This is a genomic window from Streptomyces sp. NPDC048436 (assembly GCF_043200355.1).
Taxonomy (GTDB): domain Bacteria; phylum Actinomycetota; class Actinomycetes; order Streptomycetales; family Streptomycetaceae; genus Streptomyces.
In genome coordinates this window covers 484,373-504,400 of the sequence record NZ_JBICXP010000006.1, presented here as the reverse complement: position 1 = coordinate 504,400, position 20,028 = coordinate 484,373, and the positions used below count along the sequence as shown (strand labels likewise).

20 protein-coding genes are annotated in these 20,028 nt (G+C 70.4%); 10 read left to right on the top strand and 10 right to left on the bottom strand.

All coding sequences use genetic code 11. The features are described from left to right. The first annotated feature begins 86 nt into the window (after positions 1-86). Both ACGFX9_RS23715 and ACGFX9_RS23710 read left to right on the top strand, forming a co-directional pair. Positions 87-326: a hypothetical protein gene (locus ACGFX9_RS23715; protein ID WP_393475299.1), complete on the top strand. Its 240-nt coding sequence runs from the start codon at positions 87-89 to the stop codon at positions 324-326. Then, complete coding sequence (locus tag ACGFX9_RS23710; protein ID WP_393475296.1) at positions 326-703, top strand: toxin Doc; 378 nt, start codon at positions 326-328, stop codon at positions 701-703. Before ACGFX9_RS23715 ends, ACGFX9_RS23710 begins: the two co-directional genes overlap by 1 nt. Here the strand turns inward: ACGFX9_RS23710 and cydC are convergent. From cydC to ACGFX9_RS23690, 4 genes are all read right to left on the bottom strand, one after another. Then, positions 679-2,412, bottom strand: a complete 1,734-nt coding sequence (gene cydC, locus ACGFX9_RS23705; protein ID WP_393475294.1) for a thiol reductant ABC exporter subunit CydC — start codon at positions 2,410-2,412, stop codon at positions 679-681. The two genes, ACGFX9_RS23710 and cydC, sit on opposite strands and share 25 nt — an antisense overlap. Continuing rightward, the gene (gene cydD, locus ACGFX9_RS23700; RefSeq protein ID WP_393475291.1) at positions 2,409-4,121 is read right to left on the bottom strand and encodes a thiol reductant ABC exporter subunit CydD; all 1,713 of its coding nucleotides are present in this window, start codon (positions 4,119-4,121) and stop codon (positions 2,409-2,411) included. Before cydD ends, cydC begins: the two co-directional genes overlap by 4 nt. Before the next feature lie 42 nt (positions 4,122-4,163). After that, entirely contained in the window at positions 4,164-5,195 is a 1,032-nt protein-coding gene (cydB, locus tag ACGFX9_RS23695; protein ID WP_393475288.1) for a cytochrome d ubiquinol oxidase subunit II, read from the bottom strand. Positions 5,196-5,264: 69 nt separating this feature from the next. Continuing rightward, the gene (locus tag ACGFX9_RS23690; RefSeq protein WP_393475285.1) at positions 5,265-6,566 is read right to left on the bottom strand and encodes a cytochrome ubiquinol oxidase subunit I; all 1,302 of its coding nucleotides are present in this window, start codon (positions 6,564-6,566) and stop codon (positions 5,265-5,267) included. 176 nt (positions 6,567-6,742) lie between these two features. Here ACGFX9_RS23690 and ACGFX9_RS23685 point away from each other — a divergent pair, with 176 nt between their 5' ends. Continuing rightward, complete coding sequence (locus tag ACGFX9_RS23685) at positions 6,743-7,666, top strand: LysR family transcriptional regulator (protein WP_393475282.1); 924 nt, start codon at positions 6,743-6,745, stop codon at positions 7,664-7,666. Between the two features lie 17 nt (positions 7,667-7,683). On the opposite strand, the gene ACGFX9_RS23680 is transcribed toward ACGFX9_RS23685, so the two are convergent. Continuing rightward, positions 7,684-8,205 (bottom strand): hypothetical protein, encoded by a 522-nt coding sequence (locus ACGFX9_RS23680; RefSeq protein WP_393475279.1) that lies wholly within the window; start codon positions 8,203-8,205, stop codon positions 7,684-7,686. A 151-nt stretch (positions 8,206-8,356) separates the two neighbouring features. Further along, positions 8,357-9,184 carry an IclR family transcriptional regulator gene (locus ACGFX9_RS23675; protein ID WP_393475276.1) on the bottom strand — a complete coding sequence of 276 codons (828 nt, stop codon included), beginning with the start codon at positions 9,182-9,184 and terminating at the stop codon, positions 8,357-8,359. A 120-nt stretch (positions 9,185-9,304) separates the two neighbouring features. Between ACGFX9_RS23675 and ACGFX9_RS23670 the strand changes: the two genes are divergently transcribed. The 5 genes from ACGFX9_RS23670 to ACGFX9_RS23650 all read left to right on the top strand — a co-directional run bounded on the left by ACGFX9_RS23670 (position 9,305) and on the right by ACGFX9_RS23650 (position 15,481). After that, the gene (locus ACGFX9_RS23670) at positions 9,305-10,285 is read left to right on the top strand and encodes a 5-dehydro-4-deoxyglucarate dehydratase (protein ID WP_393475422.1); all 981 of its coding nucleotides are present in this window, start codon (positions 9,305-9,307) and stop codon (positions 10,283-10,285) included. A gap of 42 nt (positions 10,286-10,327) precedes the next feature. Continuing rightward, positions 10,328-11,665 (top strand): gluconate:H+ symporter, encoded by a 1,338-nt coding sequence (locus tag ACGFX9_RS23665; protein ID WP_393475274.1) that lies wholly within the window; start codon positions 10,328-10,330, stop codon positions 11,663-11,665. A gap of 51 nt (positions 11,666-11,716) precedes the next feature. Further along, positions 11,717-13,048, top strand: a complete 1,332-nt coding sequence (locus ACGFX9_RS23660) for an enolase C-terminal domain-like protein (protein WP_393475271.1) — start codon at positions 11,717-11,719, stop codon at positions 13,046-13,048. A 92-nt stretch (positions 13,049-13,140) separates the two neighbouring features. Next, positions 13,141-13,974 (top strand): aldo/keto reductase, encoded by an 834-nt coding sequence (locus ACGFX9_RS23655; RefSeq protein ID WP_393475268.1) that lies wholly within the window; start codon positions 13,141-13,143, stop codon positions 13,972-13,974. Positions 13,975-14,068: 94 nt separating this feature from the next. Further along, the gene (locus tag ACGFX9_RS23650; RefSeq protein WP_393475265.1) at positions 14,069-15,481 is read left to right on the top strand and encodes an NADP-dependent succinic semialdehyde dehydrogenase; all 1,413 of its coding nucleotides are present in this window, start codon (positions 14,069-14,071) and stop codon (positions 15,479-15,481) included. Between the two features lie 83 nt (positions 15,482-15,564). Here ACGFX9_RS23650 and ACGFX9_RS23645 read toward each other — a convergent pair whose 3' ends face one another. From ACGFX9_RS23645 to ACGFX9_RS23635, 3 genes are all read right to left on the bottom strand, one after another. After that, positions 15,565-15,987, bottom strand: a complete 423-nt coding sequence (locus ACGFX9_RS23645) for a hypothetical protein (protein ID WP_393475262.1) — start codon at positions 15,985-15,987, stop codon at positions 15,565-15,567. An 87-nt stretch (positions 15,988-16,074) separates the two neighbouring features. Continuing rightward, the gene (locus ACGFX9_RS23640) at positions 16,075-17,040 is read right to left on the bottom strand and encodes an LLM class F420-dependent oxidoreductase (RefSeq protein WP_393475259.1); all 966 of its coding nucleotides are present in this window, start codon (positions 17,038-17,040) and stop codon (positions 16,075-16,077) included. Between the two features lie 76 nt (positions 17,041-17,116). Next, positions 17,117-18,025 (bottom strand): glycoside hydrolase family 16 protein, encoded by a 909-nt coding sequence (locus ACGFX9_RS23635; RefSeq protein ID WP_393475256.1) that lies wholly within the window; start codon positions 18,023-18,025, stop codon positions 17,117-17,119. A gap of 175 nt (positions 18,026-18,200) precedes the next feature. Between ACGFX9_RS23635 and ACGFX9_RS23630 the strand changes: the two genes are divergently transcribed. Next, entirely contained in the window at positions 18,201-18,335 is a 135-nt protein-coding gene (locus tag ACGFX9_RS23630) for a hypothetical protein (protein ID WP_393475254.1), read from the top strand. Positions 18,336-18,467: 132 nt separating this feature from the next. After that, positions 18,468-19,283, top strand: a complete 816-nt coding sequence (locus tag ACGFX9_RS23625) for an SAM-dependent methyltransferase (protein ID WP_393475251.1) — start codon at positions 18,468-18,470, stop codon at positions 19,281-19,283. Positions 19,284-19,310: 27 nt separating this feature from the next. On the opposite strand, the gene ACGFX9_RS23620 is transcribed toward ACGFX9_RS23625, so the two are convergent. After that, entirely contained in the window at positions 19,311-20,018 is a 708-nt protein-coding gene (locus ACGFX9_RS23620) for an SDR family NAD(P)-dependent oxidoreductase (RefSeq protein WP_393475248.1), read from the bottom strand. Between the last annotated feature and the right edge of the window lie 10 nt (positions 20,019-20,028).

Sequence of the window (20,028 nt, the reverse complement as noted above, 5' to 3'; positions counted from 1 at the left end):
GCACAAGACCCTGAAACACCGCACGGTCATCGACTGAGCGGGGGCATGCACTCCCCCGGCAGGTACCTGGTTGGTACCTTGGGGGTATGCCATCCCTGAACGTGTCCTTCACCGACGAGGAGCTCGAAGGCATCCGGGCGGCCGCGGCGGCGGAAGGCAAGAGCCTCAAGCAGTACGTGCATGATCTCGGTGTACGTGAGGTGGAGCGCAAGCGGTTCATCATCGGCGCCTCCGAGTGGGCCGACAAGCTGCGGGCCGAGTTCGACGAGGACCATCCGGGGGAGATCCCACCCTCCGAACGCCACGAGGGGTCCGCGGCCGCCTGATGGTTCTGTACGTCGATGTCGCCTGGCTCCTGGACATCCAGGAGTTCGCCGTCGCCCCCGAAGACATGACTGTGTCGGACTACTCCGCGCTGGTCGCGGCGGTGGCACGCCACAAGACGAAGCTGCCGACCCTGGAAGCCTCCGACCCGGACGCGGCCTGGCGCGCCGCGGCCCTGCTGCACACCCTCGTACGCCTGGAGCCGCTGCCCTACCGCAACAGCCTGTACGCGGCGTTCGTCGCCGCCCAGTACATGGACCAGTCCGGGGAGGGCATCGATCCGCCCTACGGAGCCCTGTCCGACCTGGTGCGCAGGATCCGGGAGACGCGTATCAGCGTCTACGCGGTCGCCGATCAGATCAGGTCCTGGAGGATATGACGGGACCGGCGTGGTTGGTCGCGTTCGAGGGTCACGATCTCGTCGGCCTCGGCGATGCCGGACCGCTCGTGGGTGACCAGGAGCGTGGTGCGGCCGCGGGTGGCGTCGAGGATGTCGGCGAGTACGGCCGCCGCGGTGTCGGGGTCGAGGCCCTCGGTGGGTTCGTCAAGTACGAGGACGGGCGGGTCGGCGAGCAGTGCGCGGGCCAGGAGCAGGCGTTGGCGCTGGCCGCCGGACATCGCTGCGCCGTCCCCGCCGAGGAGGGTCTCCCAGCGGTCGGGCAGTGACTCGACCCATTCCAGGAGTCGCGCCCTGCGGGCCGCTTCGCGCAGCTCGGCGTCGCTCGCGTCGGGGCGGGCCAGGAGCAGATTGGCGCGGATCGTGGTGTGGAAGACGTGGGCGTCCTGGGTCATGCCGGTGATCGCGCGGCGGGCGTCGGCGCCCGCGCAGTCGCGCAGCTCGCGCCCTCCGACGCGGATGCTTCCGGCTTCGTACGGGAGGAACCCCATGAGCGTCGCGATCAGCGTCGACTTTCCGCAGCCGCTGGCGCCGAGGAGTACGACCCTTCGGCCGGGCGGCAGCCGCAGGCTCACCCCGTCCAGGGCCGGGGGGCCGCCGGGGCGGTGGCGCACCCGCAGGTCGGTGATGTCCACGCCGAGCGGCCCCTCGCTGGGGAACGAGACGGGGGTAGGCGGGTCCGTGACGGGCGCCGGGGTGTCGAAGAGGTCGGCCAACCGGCTTGCGGAGGCCCGCACTTCGGCGAGATGCCGGGCAGCCGCGGGCAGCGGCACGAGGGCGTCGAAGGAGACCAGCGCCAGAACCGCCAGGACGGTGAGATGCACGGCGGGCAGTGCGCCGGCTGCGTGCGCCCGCAGCGCGAGCCAGGTGACGCCGACCGCCGCCCCGCCCTGGAACAACAGGACCACGGCCGAGGCGAGCGACACGGTCAGGGCCCTGCGGCGCTCCAGCACGGCGATCCGGGCGGAAGCCCGGCGTGCCCGCTCTTCGGCACGGCCCTGGGCCCCGTACGCGGCGAGGTCCGCCGCCCCCTGGGTCAAGTCCAGTGTCAGCGCGGAGAGTTCGCCACGTACCTCCTTCTGCGCACGGCCCGCCCGGTGTGACAGTGCGAGCACCAGAGCGGGTACGAGGAGTCCCGCCACGGCCAGCAGCAGCCCGAGCAGCAGCCCTGCCTGCGGCAGCAGCACCGCGACCGCTCCGGTCGTGGCCACCGCGACCGCGCAGGCGGCTACGGCCGGGATCATGACGCGCAGCAGCAGGTCCTGGGCGGCGTCGACGTCGTCGACGAGGCGGGTCAGCAGGTCACCGCTGCGGAAGGCGGGGGTGCCTGCCGGAGCGAGCGGCACCAGTGCCTCGTACACCCGCGTACGGAAGCCCGCGACGGCGCGCAGCACGCCATCGTGCCCGAGGAGCCGGTCGGCGTAGCGCAGCGCCCCGCGACCGAGGGCCAGGGCGCGCACGGCGACGATCGCCAGGCTCACCGAGGCGAGCGGCGGCTGTTCGGCGGCGCGAGTGATCAGCCAGGCCGCGGTGGCCGTCAGCGCGGCGGCGGCAAGGTCGCTGCCCGCCGAGGCGAGCGCGGCGGGCAGCAGCCTGCGCCAGTGCGGGAGGAGGTGGCGCAGGAGACGGAGCGTGGGGCGAGGCTTGCGTGCAGAGGCCGGGGCGGAGCGCTCGGCCTGGGGGGCGGTCATGAGGTCACAAGGCCTTCCGCAGACGCCAGTTGAGGAACCTCGAAACGGCCTGCCCGTACGGTGATGACCCGGTCGGCGTACGGCAGCAGGCTCGTGCGGTGGGCGACCAGCACCGAGGTCCGGCCACGCATGAGGTCGACCGTGGCGCGCGTGACGGCGGCCTCGCTCTCGGGGTCCAGGTGGGCGGTCGGTTCGTCGAGGAGCAGGACGGGGGCGTCCTTGAGGAACGCGCGGGCCAAGGCGATCCGTTGGCGCTGACCGGCGGAGATTCCGGTGCCGTGTTCGCCGAGCACGGTGTCGTAAGCCTCCGGCAGCTCCTCGATGAAGAGGTCGGCCGAGGCGACGCGGGCCGCGTCACGCACCTCGGCGTCGCTCGCGTCGGGGCGCCCGAGACGGATGTTGTCCGCGACGGTCGCCGCGAACAGGTGCGGGCGCTGCGGAACCCACGCCACGTGGGCGCGCCACGCGTCGGGGGTGAGCTCCGCGAGATCCGTGCCGCCGACCGTGACCCGGCCCGCGATGGGGTCGACGAAGCCGAGGAGCAGCGAAAGGAGGGTCGACTTGCCCGCGCCGCTCGGGCCGACCAGGGCCACGTGCTCGCCGGGCCGGACGGAGAGGGAGACGTGCCGGAGGGCGGGCGCGGTGCGGCCGGGGTAGTGGACCGTGACCCCGTCGAGGCGCAGGTGGGCAGTGCGCACGTCAGGAGTCCTTGCACGACCGGCGCGCACCACGGACACGGCAGACGCGGCGGACGCCCTGGGCTCCTCCTCGTCAAGGACAGCGAAGACCCGCTCGGCCACAGCGATACCCTCCGCACTGTCATGAAAGGCAGCGCCCGCCGCACGCAACGGCAGATACGCCTCGGGCGCGAGGAAGAGGACGGTGAGGGCCGCGCGCAGGTCCAACTCCCCGTCTAGCAGCCGCAGTCCGACGGGGACGGCGACCAGGGCCACGGAGAGGGTGGCGACCGTCTCCAGGACGAAGGAGGAGAGGAACGCCACGCGCAGCGTCCGCATGGTGGCCCGCCGGTGGGCTTCCGCCATCTCGCCCATCACCCTGGCCTGGTGCTGCTCGCGGCCGAAAGCGCGCAGTGTCGGCAGCCCGGCCACCACATCCAGGAAGTGACCGCCGAGGCGAGCGAGCAACTGCCATTGACGTGCGGTGCGTCGGGCGGTGTGCAGGCCGACCAGCGCGCCGAACACAGGGATCAGCGGCAGCGTCACCACGATGATCAGTGCCGATGTCCAGTCGGTCCACGCCAGCCAGGCGACGACCGTGAGGGGCACCACCGCGGTGGCCGTCATCGTGGGCAGGTAGCCGACGACGTACGGGTCAAGGGCGTCGAGGCCGCGAGTGAGCAGCGTGACCGTCTCGCCGTGGCGGCGGGACGCAAGGCGCAGCGGCCCCGTGTGCCGCAACAGGCGGGTGACGCGGTCCCGCAGCACGCGCTTGGCGTCGGCGGCGGCACGCTGCGCGAGCAACCCGCGGACCCAGGTCAGCAGCGCGCGTGACGCCATGACGGCACCGAGTGCGGCAAGCGGCGCGATCCGGGCTCCGCGTCCGGTGAAGCCGTCCGCGATGACCGTCGCCAGGAGCACCGCCTGGGCGACGACGAGGCAGGGGCCGAGCAACGCGAGGACCGTGGAGTACGTCATGTGCCGCCGCAGCGACGGGAGTTCCCGTATCAGTCGGCGCTCGACCGGCTTCACAGTGCAGCCCCTCTCGTTTCGTCGCTCTCGTCGTGCTGGGGGTCAGAAGTAGCTGGGGTGGCGGCGGCCTGTCCGCCCGCGGAAGGCCCACCAGCTCCACGACTGGTACGCGAGGATCACCGGGATCAGTACGACCCCGAACGCGGTCAGGATCTTCAACGTGGCGCCGTCCGTGACAGCGTGGTGGATCGTCATCCCGCTCCCGGCCGAACTGATCAGGACGTACGGGTAGTGCCCCGCCCCCACAAGCAGCACGGGCAGCGCGCTCGCACAGCACGTGGCCGCGAACGCCCGGACATGATGTCCACCGGTGAGGGACCACCAGGCCCCTGCGAGCGCCGCCGCGAGCAGGGCGGTGATGACCGCCGAGGTCACGCGGTTCGTCATCGATGCGCCCGCGCCGAAGAGCGTGAGGAGCAGCGGGAGGGTCCCCGCGGCCCCGGCCGTACGCAGCAACCGCGTACCCAACCGCGCAGCCCTGCACGCGAGTTCGGGAGCGGAACGCAAGGCGACGAAGGCCGCCCCGTGCGCCGCGAAGAGCAGGGCGGTGGTCGCACCGCAGGCCAGCACGAAGGGCGAGAGCACCTCGCCGAACCCGATGCGGAAGGAACCGTCGGCCCGGCGGGGCACGCCGTGGAGCAGCAGGCCAAGGACCAGCCCCCAGCACACGGCGGGCAGTGCGCCGCCGAACACGATCAGGGCGTCCCACCAGCGGCGCCCGCGGGCCCCGTCGGCCCGGCCGCGGAGCTGAATCGCGGCGTTGCCGAGGACCAGGCCGACGAGGATCGCCACGATCAGCGGATACAGGCCGGACAGGAGAGTGCCTTCCAGATGCGGGAAGGCACCGAACAGGACCCCGGCGAAGGCGACAAGCCAGACCTCGTTGCCCAGGAAGAACGGTGCGATGGCGTCTAGGGCACCATTCCCGCCCGCGCGCTCGCCTTCGCGGCTTTCGCCGCTGTCTCGGCCGAGGAGAGGGTGCAGCATCTGTACGCCGTAGTCGTAGCCGCCGAGCACGAAGTACCCGGCGAGGAGCAGGCCCAGCAGGGCCAGCCAGAGGGTCTCCAGACTCATCTCGCTCAACTTTCTGTCGCGACAGGGAAGGCCATGTCGGTCATCTCAGTGGGGGCCGGTCGGGCCGGATCAGAAGGCCGCCATCGGCTGTTGTTCGTCGGCGTCGTCCGCCGGTCCCCCGGGCGGGCTGCCGGGGAGTGGCTCGGTGGCGCCGAGCTGGGTGGCGTCCGGGCCGCGGCGGGCGAATCGGGTGATCAGGGTCCAGTTCGTCACGGCCAGCGCGAGGAAGATGGCGATGAACACGGCGCAGGAGACGGCCAGCGCGGCGGCACTGACATGGGAGAGCGCGTCCTCGACCGTCAACTCGCCGTAGACGAGCCATGGTTGGCGGCCCACCTCGCGCACGACCCAGCCGCCCACCGAGGCGATGAAGGGGAACGGGACCGTCGCCACCAGCACGTACAAGGCCGGACGCCAGCGCATCAGACGGTTCTTCCACAGCAGGACGACGGCGATGAGCGTGATGGTGGAGACGGTGTTGCCGATGATCGTCATGACGTCCATGGAGATCCGCACCGTGTCCTGCCAGGGCACGTAGTCGCCGGGCCCGTGCTCCTTGACGAGCTGCGCCTGCGCCTCGGCGACGCCGCTGTTCTCCAGGACCGCCGCCTTCATGGGCTGGGTCCGCTCGATGACGGGCCGCTGCATCTCGCCGACGATGACGACGAAGAAGGAGGCGACCGTCGCCACCCACAGCCCCAGACGCATGGAGCCGCGGAACAGCTCGGTCTCCTTGGTGTGCCGCAGGAAGTGGTAGGCACTGACACCGGCGACGAAGACTCCGCCTGTCGTCAGCGCGGCCAGCGCGACATGACCGAGGGCGACCAGGGCGCTGGAGTTGGTCAGCAGCGCGCCGAAGTCGGTCAAGTAGGCGGCTCCGTCCCGGACTTCGTGGCCTACGGGGTGCTGCATGAAGCCGTTGGCGATCAGGATCCAGTACGCGGAGGCGTACGCGGTCAGGGCGACCAGCCAGATGAGCGTGACGTGCACGCCCCTGCGCAGCCGGCCCCAACCGAAGATCCACATGCCGAGGAAGGTGGACTCGGCGAAGAAGGCGATGAGGGTCTCCAGGGCCAGCGGGGCGCCGAAGACATTGCCCGCGAACTTGCTCAGGCCGCTCCAGCTGAGCCCGAACTGGAACTCCATGACGAGGCCGGTCACGATGCCGACCGCGTAGTTGATGACATAGAGCTGCCCCCAGAAGCGCGTCATGCGCTCCCGGACGGCTCTCTTGACGGGATCACGGGTGTACGCGGCCCGGCTGTGCATGATCGCGACGAGGGGGACGAGCCCCATGGTGAGGATCACGAACAGCCAGTGGATGCCGGTGGTGGCCGCGAACTGGAGTCGGGCCAGATCCGCAGCGCTCATGAGGCGACCTTCCTGGTGTGGGGGACGGCGTGAGGGGGACGGCGTGAGGGGGACGGCGTGAGGGGGGCGGCGCCCCCGTCGAAGACCTAGGAAGACCGTAGGGAGAATCGCTTATGCACTCCAAGACCGGTTTCGTCATGTGAAGATGCCTGAGAAGGCATAAGCAAAGGTGGACCGTGGATCTTCTGCAGTTGCGCTATTTCCAGGCCGTAGCCCGTTACGAGCACATCAGCCGCGCCGCGGAGGAGTTGCGCGTCGCCCAGCCCTCGCTCAGCCGCACCATCGCGCGTCTCGAAGCCGATCTCGGCTCCCCGCTCTTCGACCGGCAGGGCCGCCGTATCCGGCTCAACCAGTACGGCGTGATATTCCTGCGCCACGTCGACCGCGCCCTGAGCGAGCTCGACGACGGCCGCAGGGCGGTCAGCGAGGCGCGTGACACGGGGCTCGGCCGGGTCGGTGTCGCTTGCGAGACGCTTCTTACGATCACTCCGATCCTGGGCGGCTTCCGTACCGCGCACCCCCGTGCCGACGTACGGCTCTTCCAGTCGAACGTGGCGGAGATGGACCGCCAATTACGCGCCAGAGAGGTCGACTTCTGCGTGGCGTCGCAGCCGCTGACCGGCACGCATCTCGACTCGGTCGAACTCGCCCGCGAGGAGGTGCTGCTGGCGGTTCCGTACGGGCACCGGCTCGACGGCCGAAAGAGCGTGACGATCCCCGAGATCGCCGACGACCCCTTCGTCACCACACGCGTCGGTCACTGGCAACGCGCCCTCCTAGACCGGCTGTTCGCGGCGGAGGGGCTCACGCCGCTGGTGTCCTGCGAGGGCGACGAGCCCGGTGCAAGCCAGGGCTTGATCAGCGCGGGCCTCGGCATCGGCTTCATCCCGGGGGTGTCACGCCGGCTCGGCACGCAGGAGAGCGTCCCGGTCGCGTGGGTACAGGTGGACGCGCCCGACTGCCACCGGATCCTCAGCCTGGTGTGGAACCGCGGCACCTATCTGTCCGAAGCCGCCCTGAAATTCCGGGAGTTCCTCACCAGCAAGCCCTTCATGGCACACCACCTGCCAGAGCCGCGCCACGGCGACGCGGACCGGTAAGACGCCGCCCGCATTCCTCAGCCCGCCAACGGCGTACCGCAACGAGAGCAGAAGCGGGCGTCGCGCTCGGCGGCGAGACGGCCGCACTCGGGGCAGACGCGGTCGAGCAGGCAGGCCGGTTCACCGGCGTCGGAGCCGGACCCGGAGCCGGGAGCGGAGCCGGACCCGGAGCCTGGAGCGGAGCCGATGGTGAGGGGCTGCCGGCGGCGGTGCGCGGTCACATAGCGGAGCCCCTCCTCCCCCGCGTGTACGGAGCGGGTGGCGCCCGCCGGGAGCCAGGCGAGGGCGCCGGGCGTGAGCGGCCACGCCCCCTCGGGGGTGCGGAGCTCGCCGGAACCGGCCAGCACGGTGACCAGCACACCGAGTGCCGTCTCGGTGTGCTCACCGATACCCGCGCCCGGTGCCAGCCGGACGACGTTGGCGTCCAGGTCCCGCGTGTGACCGCCCAGCGACCACACGACGCTGATCGGCCCGGTCCCGGCGGCTGCGGTCCGCTCGGGTCCGACGAACACCGGGGCGGCGGGGGCGGGCGTACTCATGGGGTCTCCAGTCAAAAGGCGCGGGGACAGGGCGACCGCGAGGGGCGCTCACTCCGAGAGACGGCTACGGCCTCACCCCTTGGGATAAATCGTAGCCCCGGGCTCGGACTTCCGGCTTCCGCCTAGGACATCGCGCCGTGGAACGGCGAGGTCAACGCCAGTCGGGGGCACCCGATACGCGCGACAGGAGGGTTTCGATCTTCGTCTGGATCTCCCGCATGACGGACACCACGCGGCTCTGGTGTTCTTCGGTGAGCCGGGCGACGGGAACCGAGCAGCTGATGGCGTCGACAGCCGGTACGTCGTGCCGCAGGGCGAAGCCGAAGCCCGCGATGCCGGTCACCGTCTCCTCGCGGTCGATGGCGTAGCCGCGCTCACGGACCCGCTCCAGGTCGGCGACCAGGGCGGCGCGGTCGGTGAGGGTGTTCTCGGTGCAGGCCGTCAACGGGCCCTCGGGGAGCGGCACTTCACCCTCCAGGCGCTCCGCGAGGAGAGCCTTGCCGAGGGCGCCCGCGTGCGCGGGGACGCGGCGGCCGACGCGGCTGATGGTGCGCAGGTACTCGTGGGATTCGCGGGTCGCGAGGTACACGACGTTCGGCCCGTCGAGCCGTGCCAGGTGGATCGTCTCGCCGAGGGCGTCCGAGGCCTCGTCGAGGTAGGGGCGGATCGTGCGCACGCTCAGGTCGCTGTCGAGGTAACTCGTACCGGTGAGCAGCGTGCGGATGCCGATGCCGTAGAGGGATCCGGTCGTGTCGGTGCGCACCCAGCCACAGTCGACGAGTGTCTGCAGCAGTTGGTACATGCTGCTGCGCGGGACATCGAGCTCCTCGGCGAGCTCGTCCAGGCGGGCAGGCCGGTCGGCGCGTTCCGCGAGGAGCTCCAGCAACGCCACCGTGCGGAGCGCCGACTTGACCCCGCGGACGCCCGATCCGGCTCCGCGGTCACTTCTGGTCTCCGCCGTGGGCCCCTCATCCGCCATGAACACATCGTAGATCCGCGGTGTCCCACCCATTGACCCCAGTCGTTCATCACCCTAGCCTCCATTCTCATACGTGGACGCCATCTGCATATAGAGATGAGATTCATGAACAAGTTCAGTATGGGGTCCAAGAGTGAGCCCGAGGCCGAGCCCGAGTCCGATCCCGCGGCGGTCGCCCAGCGGCTGCGTGAAGGCATGGCGAGTGGGGTGCTGTCCTTCCCGCTCACGAGCCTGAGAAGCGACGGCAGTCTCGATCTGGAGTCCTACCGGTCGTACCTGACCGCACAGTTGGCCACGGGCCCGGGCGCGGTGTTCCCCGCCTGCGGCACCGGCGAGTTCTTCTCACTGGACGAGGAGGAGTACCGCGGGGTCGTCCGCGTCACCGTCGAGGTGGCGGACGGCCGGATGCCGGTGGTGGCGGGCGTCGGCTACGGCTGGGCCCAGGCGCTGCGGTTCGCGCGGATCGCCGAGGAGGAGGGCGCGGACGCCCTGTTGGGGATGCCGCATTACCTCGTCGAGGCGTCGCAGGACGGCCTGGTGGAACAGGTGCGCCGGATCGCCGGCGGCACCCGGCTGCCGCTCATCGCCTACCAGCGCGGCCAAGTCACGTTCGACGCCGGCGCCCTGCGCCGGATCGCGGAGATCCCCACCGTCATCGGCCTCAAGGACGGGCACAGCGACCTCGACCGGCTGCAACGCCTCACGCTCGCCGCCCCCGAGGGCTTCCTCTTCTTCAACGGCGCCTCCACCGCGGAGATGCAGGCCCGCGCGTACGCCACTGTCGGTGTCCCCGCCTACTCATCGGCCGTCCATGCCTTCGCCCCCGAGATCGCCGATGCCTTCTTCAGCGCGCTGCGGGAGAAGGACGACGCGGCGGTGGACAGGCTGCTGCGGGACTTCTACGTGCCGCTGGTCGAACTGCGCGACCGGGTGCCGGGGTACGCCGTCTCGCTGGTCAAGGCCGCCGCCCGGCTGCGCGGCCTCCCGGTCGGACCGGTGCGCGCGCCGCTCACCGATCCCGGCCCTGACGACACCGCCGAACTGCGAAGGGTGCTGACCGCCGGTCTGAAGCTGGCCACGGAACTGCGCCGCACAGCCTGACCGTTCGAGAGAGTTCAAAACAGTTCAAAGGGGAACTGAATAATGCCGCTCGTCGTAGTCGGGATCAGCGTCCTGATCCTGCTGTTCCTCATGACCAGGCTGAAACTGAACGGCTTCGCCGCCCTCCTGCTCGTGGCGGTCGGCGTCGCGCTGGTGCAGGGGATCCCGGTGGCCACCATCCCGGACGTCCTCTCGGAGGGCATCGGCGGTCAGATCGGCGACACCATGCTGACCATCGGGCTCGGCGCCATGGTCGGCCGCGTCATGGGGGACTCCGGTGCCGCGCAGCGCATAGCCAACAGGATGCTGGAGGCCTTCGGGCCGCGGTGGGTGCAGGTGGCCATGGTGGTCACGTCGATGCTGATCGGCGTCACCATGTTCTACGAGGTCGCCTTCATCATCATCGTGCCGATCGCGTTCACCCTCGTACGCGTCACGGGGGCGAAGCTCCTGTGGATCGGGCTGCCGATGTCCATCACCCTCTCCACGATGCACAGCTTCCTGCCGCCGCACCCGGGCCCCACCGCCGTCGCCGCGACCTTCCACGCCTCGGTCGGACTGACGCTGGTCTACGGCCTGTTCATCGCGATACCCGCCGGTGCGCTCGTCGCGCTCGCGTGGCCGAGGCTTCCGTTCATCAGGGCGATGAACCCCACCATCCCCAAGGGCCTGGTGAGTGAGCGCGAGTTCACCGACGAGGAGCTGCCCGGCATGGGCTGGGCGCTCACCGTGGCCCTCTTCCCCGTCGTACTGATCGCCGCCGCCTCGGTGACCGAGATGGCCGCCTCCGGCGAGAGCCCCTTCCTGCACTTCGTCACGTTCATCGGTTCGGCGCCGATCGCGCTGCTCCTGACCCTCCTCCTGGCGATCTGGGCGTTCGGACCGCGCATCGGCCGCAGCCTGGCCGACGTCAGCGCCTCCTGTACGTCGGCGGCCCAGGCCATGGCGATGATCCTGCTGGTGATCGGGGCCGGCGGCGCCTTCAAGAACGTCCTCGTCGAGGGCGGCATCTCCGACTACATCAAGGACGCCACGGACGGCTGGTCCATCTCCCCGCTCATCCTCGCCTGGCTCATCGCGGTCATCCTGCGCATCGCGCTCGGCTCCGCCACGGTCGCCGTCGTCACGGCCTCCGGTGTGGTCCTTCCGCTGCTCGCCGGCAGCGGTGTCCACCCCGAGATCCTGGTGCTCGCCGTCTCGTGCGGCTCGATCGCCTTCTCCCATGTGAACGACCCCGGATTCTGGCTGTTCAAGGAGTACTTCAACCTCTCCGTCGTCGAGGCCATCAAGGTCCGCACCACGTATACGACGGTGCTCGCGCTCCTCGGCCTCGGCGGCGTACTCGCGGTCGAGTGGGCCCTGGACGTCCTCAGCCTCTGACCCGCCCTCTCTTTCCCCTTCCGCCCTCTCCCACCCGAGGATTCTCTGATCATGAACAGGCAGCCGACCGTCACCGCGTTCACCGTCTATCCGGTCGCAGGGCGGGACTGCATGGAGCTGAACCTCTCCGGCGCCCACGGCCCCTACTTCACCCGCAACATCGTGGTCCTAGAGGACTCCGAGGGCCGCATAGGCCTGGGCGAGGTGCCGGGCGGCGAGAGGATCACCCAGACCTTGCGCGACGCCGAGTCCCTTGTCGTCGGCGCCAAGGTCGGTGACTACAAGCGCGTCCTGCGCGAGATCGGCGACCGTTTCGCCGACCGCGACGCGGGCGGACGAGGCGCCCAGACCTTCGACCTGCGCACCGCCGTGCACGCCGTCACCGCCGTCGAGTCGGCGCTGCTCGACCTCCTGGGACAGCACCTGGACGTTCCCGTCGCAGCCCTGCTCGGCGACGGACAACAGCGCGACTCCGTACGGGTGCTCGGCTATCTCTTCTACGTCGGTGACCCCGACCGCACCGATCTCGACTACGTCCGCGAGCCCGACTCCCCCGTCGACTGGCACCGCGTCCGGCACGAAGAGGCCCTCACCCCCGTCGCGATCGTCCGGCAGGCCGAAGCCGCGTACGACCGCTACGGATTCTGTGACTTCAAGCTCAAGGGCGGCGTCCTGGAGGGCGCCGAGGAGGTCAAGGCCGTCCGGGCGCTGAAGGACCGTTTCCCTCAGGCCCGCATCACCCTCGACCCCAACGGCGCCTGGTCCCTGCGCGAGGCGATCGAGCTGTGCACCCCGTTGGCCGGCACGCTCGCCTACGCCGAAGACCCCTGCGGCGCCGAGGGCGGCTACTCGGGGCGTGAGGTCCTTGCCGAGTTCCGCCGCGCCACGGGCCTTGCGACCGCCACCAACATGGTCGCCACCGACTGGCGGCAGCTGACCCATGCCCTGGCCCTGCAGTCGGTCTCCATCCCGCTGGCCGACCCACACTTCTGGACCATGCAGGGGTCCGTACGCGTGGCGCAGCTGTGCAACGCGATGGGTCTCACGTGGGGCTGCCACTCCAACAACCACTTCGACATCTCCCTGGCCATGGTCACCCACTGCGGAGCCGCCGCGCCCGGCGACTACAACGCCCTGGACACCCACTGGATCTGGCAGGAGGGCCTGGAGCGCCTCACCACCGCCCCGCCCCGCATCGTCGGAGGCGAGATAGCCGTTCCCGACTCCCCCGGACTCGGCGTCCAGCTCGACATGGACCGCCTGCTCGCGGCCCACGAGCTCTACCAGGAGAAGGCACTGGGAGCGCGCGACGACGCCACCGGCATGCGTTACCTGATCCCCGACTGGCAGTTCGACGCCAAACGTCCCTGCCTCGTGCGCTAGCCGCCGCACGGAGGTGATCAGTTGTGCGATCGCGCGTGAGCATGGTGTTCTCGGCGTGGGCGCGACGACTGAAGTACGAGAAGGGACACACGATGGCAGCGGCTGAGACAGTGACATTCCCCTCCGGTGCGAGCGTGCCCGCCCTGGGTCAGGGCACGTGGCACATGGGAGACGATCCCGCGCGGCGCTCCGAGGAACTTGCGGCGCTCCGCAGGGGCCTGGATCTGGGCATGACGCTGATCGACACGGCTGAGATGTACGGGAGCGGCGCCTCGGAGGAGCTGGTCGGCGAGGCGGTGCGCGGGCGCCGTGACGAGGTGTTCCTCGTGAGCAAGGTGCTGCCGTCGAACGCTGACTCCCGTGGCACCGTCGACGCCTGCCACGCGAGCCTGCGGCGCCTCGGCACGGACCGCATCGACCTGTATCTGCTGCACTGGCGGGGCGGTGTGCCGCTCTCCGAGACCGTCGAGGCCCTCGAAAGGCTGGTGAGCGAGGGCAGCGTCGGCGCCTGGGGTGTCAGCAATCTGGACGTCGACGACCTGACCGACCTCCCCGAGGGCGCTCTTCCCCAGACGAATCAAGTGCTGTACAACCTCACCCGGCGCGGCCCGGAGTACGACCTGCTCCCCTGGTGCCGCGAGCGCTCGGTGCCTGTCATGGCGTACTCCCCGCTCGAACAGGGGCGCCTCCTCGGCCACGGAGCCCTGGAAGCCGTGGCGTCGGCCCACGGGAGCACACCGCTCCAAGTGGCGCTCGCCTGGGTGCTGCGCCACCCCGACGTCATCGCCATTCCCAAGGCCTCCACGGCGGCGCACGTGGAGCAGAACCACGCGGCCCTCGACCTGCGCCTCACCGACGACGATCTCAAGGCGCTGGACGCCGCGTTCCCGCCGCCGGTGCGCAAGCAGCCCCTGGAGATCCTCTAGAAGTCTCTGGGCATGCCCCCTTGCGTACGTCGCCCTAGGGTGGGAACCCGGTGCCACGTCACAGGTATCCCAGGCATCCCGAGGAGGACACGGCATGCCCATCGCCACGGTCAATCCCGCCACCGGCGAGACGCTCAAGACGTTCGAGCCGCTCACGGACGAGGAGGTCGAGCGCCGCCTGGCGGCAGCCGCGGCCGCGTTCGCCCAGTACCGCACCAGCGACTTCGCCCAGCGCGCCCGGCTCCTGAACCGGGCCGCCGATCTGCTGGAGGAGGACAACGCGGCCATCGCCCGGACCATGACCACGGAGATGGGCAAGCCCATCAAGGCGGCCAGGGCCGAAGCGGCCAAATGCGTGAAGGCCATGCGCTGGTACGCCGAGCGGGCCGGGGAACTGCTGGCGGACGAGCACCCCGTACAGGCCGATGTGAAGGATTCCGGCGCGTCCCGGGCGATCGTCCGCTACCGCCCGCTCGGCGTCGTGCTCGCCGTGATGCCGTGGAACTTCCCGCTCTGGCAGGTCGTACGGTTCGCGGCCCCCGCCCTCATGGCGGGCAACGTCGGCCTGCTCAAGCACGCGTCGAACGTGCCCCAGACCGCCCTCTACCTGGAGGACCTCTTCCGCCGCGCCGGATTCCCCGAGGGCTGCTTCCAGACGCTGCTGGTCGGCTCGGGCGCCGTGGAGGGCATCCTGCGCGACAAGCGGGTGGCGGCGGCGACCCTCACCGGCAGCGAGCCCGCGGGCCGCTCGGTGGCGTCCGTCGCGGGCGACGAGATCAAGAAGACCGTCCTGGAGCTGGGCGGCAGCGATCCGTACCTCGTGCTGCCGAGCGCCGACGTCGAGCGGGCCGCGGCGACCGCGGTGACCGCCCGGGTGCAGAACAACGGGCAGTCCTGCATCGCCGCAAAGCGCTTCATCGTGCACACCGACGTCTATGACGCCTTCCGGGACCGGTTCGTGGCGGGCATGCGGGAGTTGACCGTCGGCGACCCGTCGAGCGAGGAGACGGACGTCGGCCCGCTCTCCAGCGAACAGGGCCGCAGCGATCTGGAGGAGCTCGTCGACGACGCGCTCGGCCACGGCGCCACCGCGCTGTGCGGCGGGCAGCGCCCCAAGGAGCAGGAGCGGGGCTGGTTCTACTCCCCCACCGTGCTCGCCGACGTGACCGAGCAGATGCGCATCCACCAGGAGGAGACGTTCGGCCCGGTGGCCACGCTCTACCGCGTGGCGGATCTGGACGAGGCCGTGGCACTGGCCAACGACACGCCGTTCGGGCTCAGCTCGAACGTGTGGACGCGGGACGACGACGACGTCGAGCGCTGTGTACGGGATCTCCAGGCGGGCGGTGTCTTCTTCAACGGCATGACCGCCTCGCACCCCGGCCTGCCCTTCGGCGGCGTCAAGCGTTCGGGCTACGGGCGTGAGCTGTCGGGGCACGGCATCCGCGAGTTCTGCAACGCCACGACGGTCTGGCACGGCGCGTCCGACCCGGACGCCAAGAGCTGACGAAGCTCTGGCGCCGGGTCAGGGACGTACGTAAGGAGCAAGGGCATACGGGAGGGAGCGGCGCGGCCGAGTGGCCGCGTCGCTCACTTCTGCGAGAGCGGCGGCTCTCCGTGCTCGGAGCCCGTCAGACGGAGCTGCACCTGTACCTCCTGGTCACCGGAGACGGTCCCGGTCACGGAGGTGGCGAAGGCCGATTCGAGCGTGGCCCGCAGTCGGTTCACCGCCACCGGGCCGCCCTGCAGATCGGCGGTGACGGTGTCCGCGAGCAGCACGCCCCGGACGGGGCCCGGGTCGTGGGCGGCGAGGAAGCCGCCGGTCCAGACTTCGGGGCGGGGCTGCTCGGTCCGGTGCGGCGCGTCGTCACCGCGGTCGGAGGGATAGTGGGTCCGCAGCAGTCCGAAGACGGCGTCCGCGTCTGCCGCGGAGCACTCGCCGAGGACCACTTGCACCTGGTCGGGGGATCCGGACTGCTCGGCGGGGGAATCCGGGGCGGGTGTGTCGTTCACGCTGTTCTCCATGGGGTCGCAGGTACCTGACGTGGTCACGGGTACCCGAAGTGGCGCCAGGTAGTTGAGGGGTTCAGGGATCGCGGGTCAGAGCTCGCGCAGCGCGGGCAGCAGTTTCTTCTCGGCCCAGTCGATGAAGGGACGCTGCTGGTCACCGCCCACCTGGACGAGGGCGACTTCCGTGAAGCCCGCGTCGACGAAGGGGCGTACGGCGTCGACGAAGTCGTCGATGTTGTCGCCGCAGGGGATCTGTTCGCCGATGTCCTGCCGGGTGACGAACTGGGTGGCGCCGGCGAAGCCGGAGGGCCCGGGCAGTTCGGAGTTGACGGGCCAGCCGCCGACCGACCAGCGGAACTGATCGTGTGCGCGGGCGACCGCCGCGTCCTTGTCGGTGTCGAAGCAGACCGGGAGCTGGCCGACGCGGGGCTTGCCGCCCCCGCCGTGCCGCTCGAAGGCGTCCAGCAGCTCGGCCTTGGGCTCGGTCGCGATGACCAGGTCGGCCAGGCGCCCGGCCAGCGCGCAGGACCGCCCGCCGGAGACCGCCACTCCAATGGGCGGCAGCTCGTCGGGCAGGTCGTACAGGCGGGCGTTCGCCACGTCGAAGTGGGTGCCCTGATGGTTCACGTTGTCGCCGGTGAAGAGGGCGCGGATGATGTCCACCGCCTCTTCCAGCATCTCCAGACGGACCTGCGGCGATGGCCAGCCCTCGCCGACGACATGCTCGTTGAGGTTCTCGCCCGAACCGAGGCCGAGCCGGAAGCGGCCCTCGGCGAGCAACTGCATCGTCGCCGCCTTCTGCGCCACCACAGCGGGGTGATAGCGGACCGTCGGGCAGGTCACGTACGTCATGAGCGGGATCCGCGAGGTCGCCTGTGCGGCCGCGCCGAGGACACTCCAGGCGTACGGCGCGTGCCCCTGCGAGTCGAGCCAGGGGAAGTAGTGGTCAGAGGTGACGGAGAAGTCGAATCCGGCCCGCTCCGCCGCGACCAGGTCGTCGACGAGGGCGCGGGGGCCCGCCTGCTCGGTCATCATCGTGTAGCCGATTTGCACCATATTTGTACGCTTTGCCGAACTGCTCCCGCTGAAACCTCGGCCATCCGGCCCATGGGGACCCGAGTGCCCTCCCTGATCACTTCCAGTCGTACGCGTACGCGGCGACCCAGGTGATCTCCAGCTGCGCACTGCTGCCGGGCGCCGCCCCCGGGCCCTCCAGAGCGCTCTCGTTCTGCAGGATCCATGACAGCGGCTGGTCGGGCACGCCCCTGGTGTCGTGTCCCGTCTGCCTGCCGTCCACGAAGAAGCGCACATGTCCGGGGGTCCACTCGGTCGACACCGTGTGCCATCGCGTCCAGTCGTCGGCGCCGCGGAACGTGCCCTGCTCGCCGCCGCCGCACGGGTGGTGGAAGGCGGTGAGGGAGCCGTTCCAATTGCCCTCGGGGTGGTCCATCTCGCAGCCGCCGCCGTAGTGCAGCCAGGCGGACTTGTAGCCGGGGGCCGGCTTGGTCACCTTGATCCGGGCGCTGTATTTGCCGTACTTCATCTGCATGACGGCCCGTGGTACGACCGCCGCGGCGTGCACGGGACCTCCGTCGGCGGGCCGCCACATCCGGATGCGCATGCGGCCGTCGCCGTTCTCCGCAGGGTCTACGCTCACCGTGTCCTCGGGGTGGTAGACACCGACGACGTCACGGCCACGGTCGTTGGACGTGTCGCGCCAACCGGTTGGGTAGGCCCACCAGTTGTCACGGTAGGAGCCGTCGAGTTCGCCGCAGTACGCCGCGGAGGTGTCGGCGTGGTGGTCGCAGTCGCCGAACGCGCCGAGCGGCACCTGATCCTTGTTGAAGTCCTCGGCGAGGACCTGCCAGAACGGCCCGCAGTCACCGCGCGGCAGCTCAGTGCCCACGCCGGTGCCGCAGGCGTCGCCCGGCCGCGGCGCTCCCCCGGCACTGGGAATGGACAGCAGGGCGGCGAGCAAGGCGGTGCCCAGCGCCGCGAGCACGAGGGGCCTGCGCCGTCTCGCCGCCGCGTGTGATCCCATCGCGATGCCCTTCTCCCGGCCGCGCGCCCACCTCCGCGGACGTCCCAAGCGAAGGGGTCATCCTCGCGGAGTGCGCGACGCGCCGCCATACCGGCGACGCTTCGTCCCGCTCGGCATCGTGACCGGCCTACGGGGAACACGGGGAAAAAAATAGGCCGAGGACCGAGGAGGGCCCATGCAGGTGTCCGACGGCGTAGGCGCGATCGCCTACAAGGGCGTGGACAGCACCCCGCCATGGCTGGTGATTCCGCTCGTCCTGCTCACCGTGCTCGGGATCGCGCTGGCCTGGCAGCGGGGGCGGAACCAGTAGGAACCAGCAGGAGCGAGTAGGAACGGTTGGGCGAACTCGCCGGTAACGTGAACTGGTATACGTGTCCGGGCGGTTGGGACGTAGGTTGTGCCCACAACCTTTCAGGCCTCGGGTGAAAGACGGACGCTCTCCATGACCGACAACACGACGACGCCGGGACCGGCGGCGCAGCAGAAGATCGACTCATCGGTGCCGCACTCGGCCCGGATCTGGAACTACTGGCTGGGCGGCAAGGACAACTACCCCGTCGACGAGGAAGCCGGTGACGCGTACGGCGCCGTCTTCCCCGGCATCGTCACCATCGCCCGCAGCAGCCGCGCCTTCCTGCGCCGCACCATCACATACCTGGTCACCGAGGCGGGCATCGGCCAGTTCCTGGACATCGGGACGGGCCTGCCGACCGTGGACAACACCCATGAAGTGGCCCAGCGGCTCGACCCGCGGACCAGGATCGTCTACGTCGACCACGACCCGATGGTCCTCGCGCACGCACGCGCGCTGCTGACCTCCACCCCGCAGGGGGCGACCGCGTACGTCGACGCCGACCTGTCCGACCCCGACCGGATCCTGGCGGCCGCAGCCGAGACGCTCGACCTCAGCCGCCCCACGGCCCTGATCCTCAGCAACATCCTGGGCCACGTCGGCGACTACGACCTGGCACGCGGCATCGTCACCCGCCTGATGGACGCGCTGCCCTCGGGCAGCTACCTGTCCATCAACGACGGCTCGCGTGGCATCGACGCCACCTACGAACAGGCACAGGACGCCTACAACGAAACCGGCGCCGTCCCCTACTTCCTGCGCCCCGTCGACCAGATCACCGCGTTCTTCGACGGCCTCGAACTCCTGGACCCCGGCGTCGTCTCGGTCCCCTTCTGGCGCCCGGAAGCAGGCTCCCCCACCCCGGTGGCCATCGGCGAACACGGCGGCCTCGCCCGCAAGCCGTAGCCGTAAGCCGTATGTAGACGACGGCGGCTACCAGGGAAGGCGGCCTTCAGCGTCCCAGTAACCGCCGGTGGGGCCGCCGGGGTCCACCTGCGCCATGCGCACGATGATCTCGGCGCCCTCTTCGACGGTCTGGACACCGGTGTTGCCGTTCAGGTCCGTCTTGGTGAAGCCGGGCTCCACCGCGTTGATCCGCATGCCCGGGAACGCCTTCGCGTACTGCACAGTGATCATGTTGACGGCGGCCTTCGACGCCGGGTAGGCGACGCCCGGATACGCGTACGCCGGTGTGCCCGCCTCGGCCACCCGGCTCAGGGAGGCCAGACCGCTGCTGAGGTTGACGATGACGGGGGCTTTCGAGCGCCGGAGCAGCGGCAGGAACGCGTGGGTGACGCGCACCATGCCGAAGACGTTCGTATCGAAGACCTCCCGCATCTGGTCGGCGGTCATGTCCGCGGCGCCGGGCGCGTTGTTGTCGGCGTCCCGGCTCTCGATTCCCGCGTTGTTGATCAGTACGTCGAGGCCTCCGCCGGCCGCGACGGTCTCGGCCGCGGCTGCCACGGACGCGTCATCGGTGACGTCGAGCAGGACCGGCCGCGCGCCCAGCAGCTCGGCGGCGCGGAGACCGCGTTCGGCGTCGCGGCTGCCGATGTAGACGGTGTGGCCTACGGAGACGAGCCGGCGGGCCGTCTCGAACCCAAGGCCCTTGTTCGCTCCGGTGATCAGTGTCGTAGTCATGCCCCCAGGC

Excerpts from the sequence above, each read along its gene's own strand:
- ACGFX9_RS23715 (WP_393475299.1), top strand. The coding sequence starts at position 87 with ATGCCATCCCTGAACGTGTCCTTCACCGACGAGGAGCTCGAAGGCATC.
- ACGFX9_RS23710 (WP_393475296.1), top strand. The coding sequence starts at position 326 with ATGGTTCTGTACGTCGATGTCGCCTGGCTCCTGGACATCCAGGAGTTC.
- cydC (WP_393475294.1), bottom strand. The coding sequence starts at position 2,412 with ATGACCGCCCCCCAGGCCGAGCGCTCCGCCCCGGCCTCTGCACGCAAG.
- cydB (WP_393475288.1), bottom strand. The coding sequence starts at position 5,195 with ATGAGTCTGGAGACCCTCTGGCTGGCCCTGCTGGGCCTGCTCCTCGCC.
- ACGFX9_RS23690 (WP_393475285.1), bottom strand. The coding sequence starts at position 6,566 with ATGAGCGCTGCGGATCTGGCCCGACTCCAGTTCGCGGCCACCACCGGC.
- ACGFX9_RS23680 (WP_393475279.1), bottom strand. The coding sequence starts at position 8,205 with ATGAGTACGCCCGCCCCCGCCGCCCCGGTGTTCGTCGGACCCGAGCGG.
- ACGFX9_RS23675 (WP_393475276.1), bottom strand. The coding sequence starts at position 9,184 with ATGGCGGATGAGGGGCCCACGGCGGAGACCAGAAGTGACCGCGGAGCC.
- ACGFX9_RS23670 (WP_393475422.1), top strand. The coding sequence starts at position 9,305 with ATGGGGTCCAAGAGTGAGCCCGAGGCCGAGCCCGAGTCCGATCCCGCG.
- ACGFX9_RS23665 (WP_393475274.1), top strand. The coding sequence starts at position 10,328 with ATGCCGCTCGTCGTAGTCGGGATCAGCGTCCTGATCCTGCTGTTCCTC.
- ACGFX9_RS23660 (WP_393475271.1), top strand. The coding sequence starts at position 11,717 with ATGAACAGGCAGCCGACCGTCACCGCGTTCACCGTCTATCCGGTCGCA.
- ACGFX9_RS23655 (WP_393475268.1), top strand. The coding sequence starts at position 13,141 with ATGGCAGCGGCTGAGACAGTGACATTCCCCTCCGGTGCGAGCGTGCCC.
- ACGFX9_RS23650 (WP_393475265.1), top strand. The coding sequence starts at position 14,069 with ATGCCCATCGCCACGGTCAATCCCGCCACCGGCGAGACGCTCAAGACG.
- ACGFX9_RS23640 (WP_393475259.1), bottom strand. The coding sequence starts at position 17,040 with ATGGTGCAAATCGGCTACACGATGATGACCGAGCAGGCGGGCCCCCGC.
- ACGFX9_RS23635 (WP_393475256.1), bottom strand. The coding sequence starts at position 18,025 with ATGGGATCACACGCGGCGGCGAGACGGCGCAGGCCCCTCGTGCTCGCG.
- ACGFX9_RS23630 (WP_393475254.1), top strand. The coding sequence starts at position 18,201 with ATGCAGGTGTCCGACGGCGTAGGCGCGATCGCCTACAAGGGCGTGGAC.
- ACGFX9_RS23625 (WP_393475251.1), top strand. The coding sequence starts at position 18,468 with ATGACCGACAACACGACGACGCCGGGACCGGCGGCGCAGCAGAAGATC.
- ACGFX9_RS23620 (WP_393475248.1), bottom strand. The coding sequence starts at position 20,018 with ATGACTACGACACTGATCACCGGAGCGAACAAGGGCCTTGGGTTCGAG.